This window comes from Butyrivibrio sp. M55 (genome assembly GCF_900116865.1).
GTDB lineage: Bacteria > Bacillota > Clostridia > Lachnospirales > Lachnospiraceae > Butyrivibrio.
Map to the genome: position 1 here is coordinate 1 of NZ_FPCD01000004.1, position 14,460 is coordinate 14,460.

The window sequence follows — 14,460 nt, forward strand, 5'->3', positions numbered from 1 at the left end:
AGTCGGATATTCCTGCGAATTATCTAATGCTTCGCATGGTACTTCAGCAAATGTAACTTCATTTTTCTGCAAAGATAACGCTGGCAAATTTACAGCTTTATCAAAAAGTTCTTTGCGGACTCGGCGCTGCCAGTAGTAGTAAGTTTTAACATTGATGCCATTTTCAATAAGCCACTTATTAGCAGATTGTCCTTGAGGACGGGCTTGGCATCTTTTGATAATCTCTGCCCAGTTTGCAAGTCTTACCTCGTGTGTAATGTTATCCATGTGGATCCTCCTTTAAAAAACTAGCTAGTTTTTTTAGTTTTTTAAAGTAAACCACGAAAAAGGAGTTTCAGGCTAGGCGGGTGATTTGACGTTTACCATGTAGCAATTAATTTTCATTTATATCATAATAAACAATTTCTCCAGGTAATTTGATATTGGGAACCCATAATTGTTTTCCCCCCCAACCTTTGCTTCCTGTAACTTGATACATCGTAAGAACAACTTTTGACGGAAATTGGCCACCAAGATTCCAATCATTTGGGGATAGCAATGCGCCAGTTCCTTGAGCAACATTTCTGTTACGCCTTACTATAAGAATTGCTTGCCCTGCAGGCTGTTCTGATAAAATAGTGTCTATGACTGAAATGAAGGCTTTAAGTTTAAAGTCCGGACTTGGAATAATGTGTGACAGTAATTCTTTAATTATTCTTAAGCTGACTTGATAGTAGGGTTCGTTACTATCGAAGGGGGTTAGGATTTTTGAAAGGTCGTCTATGCTATCATTATCTGGATTGATTGGATAATAATTTGTTCCTCCTGTAAGTATCTCGACATGATCTGTATCTAACACGTTTTTACGTGTGGGGGTTAGACCGGTAGGATAGTATATTTTAATGTCGTTTATTCCATGTTCTATCTGGGCGATTATAGAGTTGTTGGTTGCATTTATATCTGAGAAGAGTTTATAAAGTTTTTCATCAATAAAAACCTTCATCAGCCCAGGGTCTCGATCATATCCAAACATCCTACTATGTTGCCACATGGTATCAGCTTGTGGTGTTTTACTGGTTCGAGTATAGAAGATTGTTTGCAAGCTTGGGAAAGTAACACCTCGTCCAAGAGTGTTTCCACCTATTACAAAATTACATCCAGTTTCATAATCGTTACTTTCAATGTCAGTTTCGCCGTTCATAACAAGTATTTTTATCATGTTTGAAGAGATTAAGTTGGTGGCATATTTTATCAATTCGTCATAAGAAATCTTATCAGTTTTAGTAGGATAAAAAGTGTTGTATGCATTTTGGATCTCTTTGGCAAATTCATTGGATAAATGATCTTTGCACCAAGATAGTTCTTTATGAATATCGTCGGCGTATTGCTTGTGCACAGCTTGTCTGACACTTGGATGGATAAGACAGTTGGATACCTTTCCGCCGGAAGCTAATATTTGAGCTGAAACAGCAATGTGGCGAATTACTACATCGTGAGTTGGTACGGATAGTTGTTCTAGAAATTGTACACAGTTAGGGTTGCCGCTGTTTGGAAAGAAAAAGTCTCCGCCAAGATATGAGTCTCCAGGCTTGAAATAGTATGTAAAATATGGATGCCATCCAGAAGCTAATGTTTGCAGAAGAATTGCTTGTGGAGTACCTGTGACTTGCAAATAGATACTACTTGAAGCGTTATTTTTGATCATATCTAGATACTTGTTTATTGAAGATTGTCGATTTTGGTTTACTAATGTATTGAGCGAAGCTGCATCTGCTTCGTCGTCGACTATAAAAAGTGGATTGCCTTGCATGAAACCAGTTGAGTTAAATACGTTTGCCCAAAGTTTTAAGATACGAGCGTTTTTTTTCAGAACGATAATGGTTGGCAATATAAGACTGTTATTAGTGAAAAGCATAGAGTCATTTTCGCCGCAGATACAATAACCATCAAGATCAGTTTTTACTCTGTCTAAAGTTTGCTGTTGAAGAACAACGTTGTCAGTAGTTAGAAGAACAAACACAGGAAAACCTAAATCTGTAGCTTTTGAGATTATTCCAAACATTTGTCCTGTTTTTCCGGATTGGACATTTCCAAATAAAAGCCCAATCTCATGACTTGTAAAAGAGAAATTCTTTATATAGGAATTTCCGACGTCTGTTGCGGTTTTTTCGATAGATTCAGCAAGCTTTTCATTTCCGCGATTTTTTATTTTGTTGAGATAATTTTGTAAGTATTGCATTATGTTTTATCTCCTTCATCAGTTATGGGGGAAAACGAAAGCATCCATACATCTAGAGGTGTACCGTCATCGTCAATAGCTGTTTGACCAGTTTTCTTAAAGTATAATGCTTCGCAACCGTAGTCTTTTAGCATTTCTTGTGTTATCATACCGGTTCTGTCAGTGTCTGCCTGAGTGTCATTTACTGGAGTAACGAGTCCGGCAGCTGCGAGTCGGCCTTTTAACCATCTTCCCATAATCAGTTCATCACCTACAGCACTAAACTGTTTGTTTCCGTCACTTGTTGTATGGGCTTTAAACCAATATCCATCGTCTGTAATAATAAAAAAGGGAGTGTTTTTTTCAGGATAACCTTTCATGCGGGTTATATCTTTAGCCACTGTGAGTTGCGTTTCGTACCAGTCTCGAGATTTTCGTTTGCTCCTTGGCGCGGCATAGCACACATTAACATTAGATTTTGTAAAATGTTTTCCATCATCTAAATGTCTTTCATTATATGCGGGAACTTTTAGAGGGAGCAAAAATGAAGCATATGCTATACATGTTTTATAAAAATCTACATTTGATCGTGTAACTTGTTTTACAAGTTCAATACCAGTAAGAGCAGTATTTTTTTCTCTTATTAGTGGCACATTAGTGATATCGGAAATGTTTGCTGAAATATTATCAGCTTTTAGGCTGTCAATAAAAGTGCAGATTTCATTACATTCTGAAAGATCTTTAGTTAATGCAGAAATTTCATATTGCCTTCGATTTGAGGCTTCGGGCTTTATTACGCTAAGATTTGCGGAGCCAATAATTGCAGAAAACGGAACGTCATTTTTATAAAAGGCATATAATTTTCCATGGTATTTAAAGGCTTTAACCAGTCGTATTTCCCCAATACCTTGAGCTATCCATTTTTTGTTTAACTTTACAGCGGTATGATAAGAGCTCTCAGGCATGCCTTCAATGTAGTACATGCCGATATTTAAACAGATGTTTCTAATATTATATTTTTCAACAAGGACATCGAGTTCATCTAAGGATGCCTTCGAGACATATCCGACGGATATGTCCACATGGTCTGAATGGCTTAATTGATCGATAAAAGCGTCCAAAATAGTTGACTTGGTATCATCTGTGCTTAGAGGCAGTATATTGGAATATAGAATAGTCATATTTTTTCTCCATTTATTTATGTGCGAATAATAGTTTAATAATAGTATATCAGAACTGTTGTCTTGCTTGTGGGAATATCGTGGATTAATACGAAATTATAGATTTATTTGCAAAAGAGAATAGTTATTTCTGGGAAAGTCATGTGATGCATGCATGATACGAATGATCGAGGATAACTTGAGGGGAAAATGATATAATAAATAATTATGAATGGATTCATGTTTCTTCGTAATGCCGTAGATACAATTCGCATTAGGGTGAAAGAATATTGCGAGTGTATTATCTATATGGTTTGTTCCACTTTGTATTTCATCATGAATGAAAAATAAGCAATAGGTGTGCTTGAGATAAGTACATATGCAGAATTGAAAATTGTTTCTATAGGAAAAATGTGGTGAAAATATGGCTAGCTTAGAAAATGATGGGAAGAATTGGACTTGGGAAGAAACGCTGATTGCATTTGATTTATATTCGCGGATTCCTTTTTCAAAAATATCTAGGAATAACGAAGAAATCATAAAAACGGCGGAGATTTTAAAAAGAAAACCGGGAGCTGTTGCTAAGAAGCTATTTAATATTGCTTCTCATGATCCAAAGCAGATCGATAGAGGAGTCTCAGGCCTGTCACATTCAAGTAAGTTAGATAAGCGTATATGGGAAGCGTTCGAGGAAAATTCATTTAAGGTATCTGTGGATGCGAAGGAAGCTTTATCTCATGCTTGTAATGTTGAGGTTGCAGAGATAATAGATAATGAATCAGATTCGATTATTGTTGAAATGTTTCCGTATGGAGAGGATAGGATGGTTGCAGCAAAAGCCCGTGTTGGGCAATATTTCTTTAGGGCAGCGGTTCTTTCAGCGTATCATCGGAGATGTTGTGTTACTGGAATTGGAGAGCCCAAACTTCTTATCGCAAGTCATATAAAACCATGGAAAGTAAGTAGCGTAGAAAAAGAACGGGCAAATCCTAGAAATGGATTATGCTTAAATGCTCTTCATGACAGGGCGTTTGATCAGGGATTTATCACTATAAATAATAATTATGAGATTGTTATTTCAGATAAGATTGTAGAAGCTGGTATGGATACAGATACAAAAGATTGGTTCATGCATTATTCTGGTGCAAGGATAGAACTGCCAGATAAGTTTTTACCTGGAAAAGAATTTATTGAATATCATAACGATGTAGTTTTTATGAGGTGACAAGTCATGTTAAATTGCTTAGATGAATTAGAGAAAAAAGTCAAGGAATATGGTAATAGCTGCTTATCCGAGAAAGAAGAGAATGAGCTTGAATTACTAAGGAAAAAATTTATAGAAAAATTTCCTATAGATAAGCTTGGGCAAATGACTTTAGAGCAATATGCGCTTGGAACAGAAAAATATAAGGATTCTTTTTGCTATTGGCTGGAAACAGAGTTGAAATCTTTGGGAGATATTCATGGATCTGCAGCGACAAAATTTGGGGTATATTATGGAAAAAAACAGCCAGATATCACACCTAAATGGCGTTGGAATAAATGGACGGAAAATGATTTTGATGTAGTAAGAAATGAGATAATAGCCTTGGTTAAGGCTGGAAGTACGAGGGATTATATTGCTATAGAAAAGAACAGGCTTAGCCCTATGCTAAAAGGAAAAATCCTTGCAAGCTATTATCCTGAAGACTATATAAATGTCTTTAGCTATGAACATATTAAGTATTTTTTACAAAAAGCTTTTGGAGTTTTTTCTTATCCTAATCATTTTGAAGCACAAGAACTTTTGCAGAGAATGAAAACAAAAATAGATTCTGTATCAAAATGGTCTAATTTGAAGCTGTCATATTTTTTATACACAGCATATTCAGATGTAAAAATAGCGGATAAAGAAGAGATAAATAAAGAAACGCCTCAGATTATAAGCGGTGAGCTGATTCCGATAGAGGCAAAAAGTCAGTATTTTGAAGTGGAACGTCATAGTATCAGTGTGGATAAGAATGTGGTAAATAATAATCCTAAACCAGACTATGAGTTGATTGCTAAGCATAATGCAAGTATTGGAAAAACAGGAGAACAGGCTGTCTTTGATTATGAAAAGAAGCGTTTGATTAAGAACGGTCATAAAGAGTTAGCAGATAGGGTTGAATGGGTTTCATTGGAGTCAGATTCTTATGGATATGATATTAAGTCCTATAATATTGACGGAACAGAGAGACATATAGAGGTTAAGACTAATACAGGTTCAGAAGATTTGGTAAGCTTTTATATTTCAGCATATGAGTATGAAATGTTGAAGATAGATCCACATTATGAGATTCTCTATGTTTTTGGAAAAAAGCATAAAAAGTTATATTACGTGGATTGTGAACAGCTAAAGGAAAAGTTTCATCGGCTTGCTGTACCTGTATCGTATAAAGTCGAATTTAGGACAGATGATACTATTTAATGTATTCTTTTTTCGGATTATACGTTTTGGCGTAGACATAGTTTTTTTGATACGAAATTAAAAGGTGAACTATGAAATATTCATTTTTTTATGATGAAACAGAACATAGCAGGAAAATTAGTTACAAGACTATTACTGCAAGTAATTACTACGATAATTTTGTTACTGCTATTGTTGGATGGAATGTAGATAAAGAAAGGCGTATTACAGATAGATATCTTGCTTTTGAAGAAAAATATGGGTACCGCAAAAAGAATGGCGAGTTAAAGAGTCAAACTATTAATATAAAAGATTTTAGTTTGGGATTTGCTTCGCTTAATAATAACAAGATTGGCTTTTATGAAGATTTTATTTCTTTGTTTGATGAAGATATAATATTGTATTTTTCTGTTTCCAGTAAAATTGAGTATATTATAGATCAATTATTTACAAATTACCATAGTTCTGCGTTTATAGATGCGGATTATGCCAAGTATTCAATAGTAAAAGCGATAAATATTTATCGCCCTCAAAAACTTATAGAAGCACTTTATAAAGAACCGTCCACCTTTGTTGATGAATTAAGATTTTTTTTGAAAGGACGTATCGAAGAGAATAAAAAGAATAAAGTATTGAAAGAACATGAAAATAAAGCATTCGAGGAAATCCTTTTATTTATCGATGATGCAGAAATCCTTCAGACATTTGACTGGAGCTATTTAGCATCATTTATTGGTTTTCAAAAGCTATTAAAGGAGATGGGAATTGACAATTATAGTGTGATAGTGGATCGAGAAGGGGATAAAGCAATAACTGCAGAGTCGGCACGATATGTTGGTTTAGTGAACGTTGAAGAGGGGGATTCAAAAAAATATGTAGGTATTAGAATGGCAGATATGATAGTCGGAATGGTTTCGAGGTTTATGCAGTCACTTAGTTCGGCGTTAAGATGTGATTATTCAAATGGGGAAATAAATAAAACGCTACTTGAACCAGGATGGTTTGAATTAAATCAGCGACAGTTGAATTTGTATAAGATGCTATATAAAGTGATTTGTGTGGATAATAAATACTGGTATAAAGTATATGCGGGAAGATATTCGGACGATTTAGTGGCATTTATATCTCTTTTAGATTTTATGAATCATTTTGCTGATGTTGATGAAATAAGGAGAGAAGGAATTGAAATACAACCAGAATACTATAACGCGCGGGTTTGTGCTCATTTACAAGAGAGATACATGATAATGGGAAATAAATTACCGGTGGATTTTATTACGGTGGATGATAATGATTTTTTTTTGAATAAAAAGGGCGCGAAAGTTTATAAAGATGCTGAAAAGCATAGATTATTGCCTATTCATGAGGGGCAAAATAGATATAACGTATTATCGGTAGGTGTTGCAAATAAAGGGATACCATTAATCACGGTTGCGGAAAAAGATAATCCAGTATGTTATAGATTACCTGATGAATATGGTGATTGGGCAATGACTGTAGTAGGAATGGCAAACTTGGGAGAAAACTTTTTTCCTGCTGAGGTGATTTTTTCATTTATGAGTGGAAAGTATTATGTTGACATAATATAGCGGAATAATAAAGTGTAAAACAATTGATTGTAGAGGGACGAAATATGGTATTGCAACATGTTAAGGCTATAAATTATAGGAATTTAGACGGTATAGAAGTTTGGCTTAATCCTAGTGCTAATTATATTATTGGCGAGAATAATTTGGGAAAAAGTAATTTTTTGCATCTTCTTGAAATTGTGTGCACAGGAAAGGGATTTTCTGAAGATGATTATGCTGATGAGAACAAACCGATTGAAGTTGAGATTCAGATAAAAATGGAAAGTGGGGAGATAGGTTTTTTTGGTGACAACTTTGATCCTGGCGATGAATCAGTTATTCATCTAAAATACAGTCAATCTATTACGGAGGCGTATCCTTCCCTAATTTGTATTGATACTGATGATAATATTTCTATTAAAATGTTACGTAAAATTGATTTCTATAGGTATGACTCTACATTGCAGCCGAGTAAAGAGTTGCAGTTTGATTCCAACAAAGGAATGGGAACATTTGTCAAGGGAATTATATCCAATTATGTCAAGGCAAATAATCCATCTGTATTAAATAATGCGGATGTAGATGATATAAAAAAGTATTTGAATGAGGGGTTTAGTAAGATAAGAGGCTTTAAATCATATGGAATAGAGGCATCAGTTTCTCATGATGATACAGAGTTATTAACAAGCATTTTTTATCTTTCCGATGGAGAACGAAAAATTGAAAAAGCTGGTGCGGGAATTCAATATACGGCTATGGCCTCTATTTCTGTTTTAGCGCATATAATGAAACTTTATACTACAAAAACAGTTTTGTTTGAAGATAGGTTGTATGAAACAGATGATAAAAGGAAAATATTGCCAATTGTAATTGCTTTGGATGAGCCAGAGGTTCATCTTCATCCGTTTCTACAGCGTACGTTGATAAAATTTTACAAAAGAATATTAGATAATTTGGATGATGATTTTTTAGAGTTGCTGAAGAAATTGTTTAATATTGATGGTATATCAGGGCAGTTACTTATTGTGACTCATTCGACGGATGCTATTATGGATGGGTACCAGAATATAGTACGATTTTATGATAATCAAGGAAATACTGCATGTATTTCAGGAGCGGATTCAGCGTTTTCTATATCGCCTGCTGATGAAAAACAATTGATAATGCGATTTCCTGATGTGAAAGAAGCATTTTATGCACATGTTGTAGTTTTGATTGAAGGAGAAACCGAATATGGTTGTGTTGGAGAATTTGCCAATACACTTGAAGTTGATTTAGATGAATATGGAATATGTGTTGTTAATGCGCAAGGAGAAAGCTCTATTAAGCCATTGATGTCATTATTTAATCATTTTGGAATAAAAACTATCGCAATTTATGATGGAGATGTTCGTGGAGGAAAAACACCGTCAGAATTTGAATTTTTTACTACTGAACCATGTTTTGAATTTGAGATAATACGAAAACTATGTGATGCCAGAGAATATCAGCTTATAAAAGATATAGTTACAGAAATATATCCACGTGCATTAACGGAGATTATTGACGCGGATTTTATTCGAAAACCTTATAAAAAATTAGGGCTTGACATAAATAGTTATATACCGCAATCTATAGAGTCAATTCCTGTGGCTAGTCCAGAATTCTACAATGTGGTTTCATCATGGCTATATAGTAAAAAAGGCATATTCGTTGGCAGGATAATCGGTAAATCTTTGATTAAAGATTTGATACCAGATTGCTATAAGAATGCAATATTAAAAGCAAAAGAGGTTGCGGGATGAGTACGAATATGTCTTTTACGATTGAAGAAAAGATCAATAAAATACATGGTGGAGATTCAAGACAGTTAGAGGTTATTCTTTCAGATGAAAAGCGCATGATTGTAGAAGCACCTGCTGGCTACGGGAAAACCGCAACTATGGTTAGTCGTATAGCATATCTTTATTCTAAAGGAAAGATACCTAATCCAAAGAAAGTATTGGCCTTAACTTTTAGCGTAAATGCTGCGTTAAAGATTAAAAGAGATATCTCGGCAAAACTTCCTGAACTAATCGCTGAAGACAATAATCCAGTGAATGTAAGTGAAAAAGTTACAGTAACTAATTATCATGGTTTTTGCAAAAGCTTACTGAAAAAATATGGTTATTTGATTTCCCCACTGTTAAAAAGAGACGTTAATCTGCTATATGCGATTGGGGATGAGAGCGTAGAAAAAAATAACGATTTAAAGGGAATTTCTCATGAAAAAGTTGAGTATCTTTTGAGTATAGATAGGATGATTAAACAGGCAGTTATGCCTAGGATATCTGAAATTGAAAAGTATAATCAAATAGTGCTAGAAGAGATTTTACCTAAGGATATTATAACTCATACTGCAATCATTTTTTTTACGTTGGAAATATTATACAAATATAAATCTGTAAAATCGTTTTATCAAAGGTTTTATCCATTGATTGTTATTGATGAGTTTCAGGATACAAACTGCATTGCATGGAATCTTTTACAAAACCTGATAGGAGAAGGAACACAAGTTCTCCTTCTTGGAGATCCTCTCCAACGAATATATGGATTTATAGGAGCAGTGCCCAATATAATGGATTTGGCTAAGAACTTCTTATTTGCAAAAAAAATCGAATTGGATAAGAATTATAGGTTTAAAAATAATCCAGAAATGCTGAGATTGGATAAAAATATTAGAGAAAATGCATATAAAAGCTTCAAAACAGATTGTCTTGAAGAGGCGAGATTGGAAACGTTCTGGGCAGGCAATCAAAAAAATGAGGCGGAAAAAGTGATTAGAAAGATAAAGTCACTTAGGCTTGCTGGTGAAAAGGAAAAAATAGCAATTCTTTTTAGGGCAAGAGGTGAAAATTCTATAATTTTTGAAGCGCAATTGCAAAATAACAATATGCCATATTTTTATGGAATGTTTAAAGACGAAGATAAAGAATATATAGATTTTCATAATTATTGTCAAAAGGAGTTTATAAAGAAATTTGGAAAACTTAATACAATAGGAAAGAGATCGCTTATTTCTTTTTCAAATAACATGAGAATGCAATATAATGGGGCAGATAATCAGATGGTCAATTCATTATGCGAGTTACTCAATGCTTTTGTAAAAAAAGTTATAAATGATTATTCGGATCTTTCTGCAGAGGATAAGTATAACTTGATTCTTGACACTTTTGAGAATCGTCAATTAAAGCAGGCTATGGAATATATAGATGCTGATATTATTATTTCAACTATTCATGGAGCAAAAGGGTTAGAGTGGTCATATGTTTTTTTGCCGGATTTTGAAAGATGGGGGTTGCCAGGATATTTTACGTGTACAGACTGTGTTAATAGATTTTCTGACGCTGTGAAATGCGCATGTCCAATGCCTAGTATTGAAGCGATGGATATTGACGCGATGCTTGATGAACTTTCTGTATTTTATGTTGCTGTTACTAGAGCGCGTAAACAGGTTTATGTTTCAGCAAGTGCGAAAAGAGGAACCGGAAAGCCAGGATGTTTATCATGTTTTTCTCATCTTTCAGGCATCAGTGTTGTTAATGCAGAAAGATAGTTGTTTGTCCCAGCTGTGAATTAGGGGGAGCATTTAGCTCCCCCTTGCGAAGGTGGTTGTGTTGATTCCTTTTTCTATCAATAGTATTTTACATTTAAGAGATATCTTTTTTATGGTGCTATCTTAGACGGTGAAATTTATAATATATCATCAAATCTATATTTTCTTCTTACATATATATTTATTCCGATTACAATTACTGTGTTTACTATGGTCAATAATATATCTCCCATAATTTTTGTAAGAAAAAAAACTGGGATTCCTAATATGGCAGATGTAATAATCATCATAGTTTTTCGAATAAATGGTGTATTTCTATTACGATGAAAGCAGAATGAGGCTACCATTGCAAGAATTAGTGCAATGGTAGGATTGTCAGAAATAATTGCAACAAATATTCCTGTTGAAACGAAGACTAGAAGCAAATCAAAGAAATAACATGCACCAAGCGCAAACGAAAGTAAAGCTATAGATGCGACAAGTCCTGCTTCTGCAAAAAATAGTAGAATAACCATGGAAAAGTTCTCCTGCGCAACGATTAACCGATAATGTCAACTTTATTTTACAACATTATGGTGACGTGGGGGATTATGAATATACTAAAAATGTGGGTTTGTGCAAGTATATGCATATTTTATCTGAATTTCGTTTTTATTTTATTGTTGCATGATAAAATTATGGTGAATGTTCTTAATTATCGGATTCTGATAGGTATTTGCTGTTGTATTTAATACAGAGAGGTAAATGGTATGGGAATATTGGAACCAATCACTCACACAGAAGAGATACAAGAACTGCTTAATGATGCGAAGAAAGTATATGATAGAGCAAAAAATAAATTTGAGTCACAGAAAAAGAGTACATCAAAATCGTTGGAGAAGCTTGGGAAGGTAAAGATTAGTGCTTGGTCTTCAGGGATGGAGGCGTTTGTTAAAGCATTTGAATCATTCAAGAATATTGAGATGAATAAGATTTCTTTTACCAATTCTAAGTTTATTGGGTGTGATGAAGAACCGAAGCAAATGTTGATGAACATTGAGAATGCAACGATGAATGCAGAAGAAATTGCTAAAGCGGGGATAGCGGCTATCGGAACAGGCGCAATAGTTGGGGTTGCGGCATATGGTGGGGCAATGATGTTCGGTACAGCTTCAACAGGGACTGCAATAGCTGCATTATCGGGTGCTGCTAAGACAAATGCTACATTAGCCTGGTTTGGGGGAGGTGCTAAGGCAGCAGGCGGTTTAGGAATGGCTACAGGAAAATTGGTTTTGGCTGGAGTGATTGTTGCTCCAATAATTGGGGTAGCTGCATTGATTGCCGGTGCCAAAGGAAAGGAAAAATTGGCTGAGGCTCAAAAAATACATTCGGAGGCAGAGAATGCGGCTTCTCAAATGAACATTATTACAACAGGAATGCAGGGCATTGAAAATATGTCTAGCAATTATATTGAGTTTATTAAGAGGTTTGGAAAGAAGTTTACTCCTTTTATTGAGGAACTGGAAAAAATAAAAAGAGCTCATATGGTTGAGGGTAGTGGTGAAATTGATTTTGATAGTTTGACTGTGGTGGAACAGAAAACATTGCATCTTACCTGGCTTATGGCTCAAATTTACTATCATGTTCTATCGGTACCTATATTAGATGCAAGTGGAGTAGTATCTGTTGAAGCTAAAGATGCATTGAAAGCGTCAGAAAAAGATTTGAAGCAGATAAGAAAAGAGGCTTTTCATATGGTTGGTGATGAAGCTTCTGCAGGCAATTTGGTTTGGAAGCCTATTGCAAATAAGATGCTTGTGATTAATTTTATTGCAATGTTTTTTATTATATTGGGAGCAACCTTTTTATTCACTACTTCCATACTAAAAGGTATATTGATGTGGATTTGTTCGTTTGTTGCATTTCCCATTTTCTTGATTTATAAAGATTTACCAGCAAGTAGATTATATATGTTGCGATTATTGCGATTAGTACTAGCTATTGGTTTGGCGTTGCTCATTGCTTCGGTTTAGTAGGAGGTTTTTCCAGTGCCATTTTTTAAGAAGATTACGAAAAAAACTTCAAAAGATGCTGCAAAGATGGCTGGGACAATTATTGGAGATGGACTTTCGCAAGATGCTAGAGCTGCTACGAATGTAGCTGTCGAAGGTATGGATTTATTTAAATGGAAAGTAGGTACTCCGATTGTTCAGAATGGACATTTTGATCAAGTTAAGGGAAATCTTTTCGAGTATATTGAAGCGGCAAAATTTAACATTAATGCTGCCAGTAAAGGAATGTCTGCCAGGGCTATTGTGACAGATGTTACTAATCCGCATGCAAAAGCAGATATTGAGATACATGATGGTGGCAAGGTTGTCAAAGAAATACAAGCAAAGTTTATAAAATCTTCTAATAATGGTAGGGATAATAGTGCGGCTAAATCTGTGCATGAACAGACAGGTGCAGGGAATAAGGGCTGGGGACAGTATGATGGAATGGATAGGTTGATAAGAAAGCAAGCCGATTATAATGAGAAGGGCTCTTTGCTTGATGAGGCAAAGTTTTTATCAAAAAACAGAGCAGAATCAAATGGAATTCATGCTGAAACGTATAAAGATGTTCACGAACATTTGACGGATGAAACGCATTATGGTGGCGCAACATCAGGTGGAACGAAATATGAGGAAGTTTTGGAAGCATATAATAATCCGGAAAAGTATGCCAGACAGATTGAACGTAAACAAGTTGCGGCTGAAATGAAATGTTCGGCAACGAATATGGCAAAGGCAAGTTTTGTTACTACAGGTATCGCTTCAGGCGTGACCAATATGTTTGACGTTTTTCAGGACAAAAAGGAATTGTCTCAGGCAATTGCAGATGTTGGAGTTGATGCCGTAAAAGGCGGTATTAGAGGCGGAGCTACGGGTGTAGTCAGTACAGCTATACGTTATAAAGGAATTAAAGCAGGAAGTGCGTTGTTGAGCGATTCTACTGCGGCAACTGTTATGGCAGGTGGAATTATAGATGGTGGAGTTGCATTATATTCATATGCGAAAGGGGAAATATCTTCTGAAGAGTTAAAGGATGCGCTTGTGGATACTACAGCAAAAGCCGCATCCACGATTTACTTCACTAAGGCTGTTGCTGCAATTATGGGAAAAGCAGTCAATCCATTTGTACCTATGGCAGTATATACTACTGCAAGCTATGTTGTGACATGTACAAGAGAAATAATAAAAAATGCGAATCTTAACGCTGAAGAATATGAACGAATGGCAGCGGTTTTACAAGAATCAACTAGACAAATGGATGAATATCATAGAGAGTTCAAAAAATATGTTGATAAGTGTGAAGCAAAGCAACGACAGATGTTTGACAGGTTTTTGAATACTTTCGAATATAATCTGGAAACAGGTGAAAACTATGATCAGGCAGTTTTTGCAATAGTACGATTTGCTGATGAAGCAGGAATAGTACTTCAGCATGTTAGTTTCGATGAGTTTTCAAATGCTATGAGAAGTAAAGAACCCTTTGTTTTAAAATGAATATGA

Annotated in this window: 11 protein-coding genes; 7 read left to right on the forward strand and 4 right to left on the reverse strand. The window is 35.0% G+C overall.

Annotation, left to right across the window (positions count from 1 at the left end):
- The 3 genes from BM398_RS05875 to BM398_RS05885 form a co-directional block, all read right to left on the reverse strand.
- Positions 1–267, reverse strand: a 267-nt coding sequence (locus BM398_RS05875) for a hypothetical protein (protein ID WP_092336839.1), incomplete at its 3' end; no start/stop codon positions are given.
- Between the two features lie 106 nt (positions 268–373).
- A complete protein-coding gene (locus BM398_RS05880; protein ID WP_092336840.1) occupies positions 374–2,218 on the reverse strand; it encodes a Z1 domain-containing protein in 1,845 nt (614 codons plus the stop codon).
- On the reverse strand, positions 2,218–3,378 hold the full coding sequence (locus BM398_RS05885; RefSeq protein WP_092336841.1) for a restriction endonuclease PLD domain-containing protein: 1,161 nt from the start codon (positions 3,376–3,378) through the stop codon (positions 2,218–2,220). The genes BM398_RS05880 and BM398_RS05885 overlap by 1 nt, the downstream gene beginning before the upstream one ends.
- A 403-nt stretch (positions 3,379–3,781) precedes the next feature.
- Here BM398_RS05885 and BM398_RS05890 point away from each other — a divergent pair, with 403 nt between their 5' ends.
- The 5 genes from BM398_RS05890 to BM398_RS05910 all read left to right on the forward strand — a co-directional run bounded on the left by BM398_RS05890 (position 3,782) and on the right by BM398_RS05910 (position 10,927).
- Complete coding sequence (locus BM398_RS05890; RefSeq protein WP_092336842.1) at positions 3,782–4,582, forward strand: HNH endonuclease; 801 nt, start codon at positions 3,782–3,784, stop codon at positions 4,580–4,582.
- A gap of 6 nt (positions 4,583–4,588) precedes the next feature.
- A complete protein-coding gene (locus BM398_RS05895; protein WP_092336843.1) occupies positions 4,589–5,806 on the forward strand; it encodes a protein NO VEIN domain-containing protein in 1,218 nt (405 codons plus the stop codon).
- A 71-nt stretch (positions 5,807–5,877) separates the two neighbouring features.
- Positions 5,878–7,374 carry a DUF3800 domain-containing protein gene (locus BM398_RS05900; RefSeq protein WP_092336844.1) on the forward strand — a complete coding sequence of 499 codons (1,497 nt, stop codon included), beginning with the start codon at positions 5,878–5,880 and terminating at the stop codon, positions 7,372–7,374.
- Positions 7,375–7,418: 44 nt separating this feature from the next.
- Positions 7,419–9,137: an ATP-dependent nuclease gene (locus tag BM398_RS05905; protein WP_092336845.1), complete on the forward strand. Its 1,719-nt coding sequence runs from the start codon at positions 7,419–7,421 to the stop codon at positions 9,135–9,137.
- Complete coding sequence (locus BM398_RS05910) at positions 9,134–10,927, forward strand: UvrD-helicase domain-containing protein (RefSeq protein ID WP_092336846.1); 1,794 nt, start codon at positions 9,134–9,136, stop codon at positions 10,925–10,927. Before BM398_RS05905 ends, BM398_RS05910 begins: the two co-directional genes overlap by 4 nt.
- A 137-nt stretch (positions 10,928–11,064) precedes the next feature.
- On the opposite strand, the gene BM398_RS05915 is transcribed toward BM398_RS05910, so the two are convergent.
- Positions 11,065–11,442, reverse strand: a complete 378-nt coding sequence (locus BM398_RS05915; RefSeq protein WP_092336847.1) for a hypothetical protein — start codon at positions 11,440–11,442, stop codon at positions 11,065–11,067.
- A gap of 234 nt (positions 11,443–11,676) precedes the next feature.
- Between BM398_RS05915 and BM398_RS05920 the strand changes: the two genes are divergently transcribed.
- Complete coding sequence (locus tag BM398_RS05920; protein WP_092336848.1) at positions 11,677–12,939, forward strand: hypothetical protein; 1,263 nt, start codon at positions 11,677–11,679, stop codon at positions 12,937–12,939.
- Positions 12,940–12,954: 15 nt separating this feature from the next.
- Positions 12,955–14,454 carry a hypothetical protein gene (locus BM398_RS05925; protein ID WP_092336849.1) on the forward strand — a complete coding sequence of 500 codons (1,500 nt, stop codon included), beginning with the start codon at positions 12,955–12,957 and terminating at the stop codon, positions 14,452–14,454.
- Positions 14,455–14,460 lie beyond the last annotated feature (6 nt).

Excerpts from the sequence above, each read along its gene's own strand:
- BM398_RS05880 (WP_092336840.1), bottom strand. The coding sequence starts at position 2,218 with ATGCAATACTTACAAAATTATCTCAACAAAATAAAAAATCGCGGAAAT.
- BM398_RS05885 (WP_092336841.1), bottom strand. The coding sequence starts at position 3,378 with ATGACTATTCTATATTCCAATATACTGCCTCTAAGCACAGATGATACC.
- BM398_RS05890 (WP_092336842.1), top strand. The coding sequence starts at position 3,782 with ATGGCTAGCTTAGAAAATGATGGGAAGAATTGGACTTGGGAAGAAACG.
- BM398_RS05895 (WP_092336843.1), top strand. The coding sequence starts at position 4,589 with ATGTTAAATTGCTTAGATGAATTAGAGAAAAAAGTCAAGGAATATGGT.
- BM398_RS05900 (WP_092336844.1), top strand. The coding sequence starts at position 5,878 with ATGAAATATTCATTTTTTTATGATGAAACAGAACATAGCAGGAAAATT.
- BM398_RS05905 (WP_092336845.1), top strand. The coding sequence starts at position 7,419 with ATGGTATTGCAACATGTTAAGGCTATAAATTATAGGAATTTAGACGGT.
- BM398_RS05910 (WP_092336846.1), top strand. The coding sequence starts at position 9,134 with ATGAGTACGAATATGTCTTTTACGATTGAAGAAAAGATCAATAAAATA.
- BM398_RS05915 (WP_092336847.1), bottom strand. The coding sequence starts at position 11,442 with ATGGTTATTCTACTATTTTTTGCAGAAGCAGGACTTGTCGCATCTATA.
- BM398_RS05920 (WP_092336848.1), top strand. The coding sequence starts at position 11,677 with ATGGGAATATTGGAACCAATCACTCACACAGAAGAGATACAAGAACTG.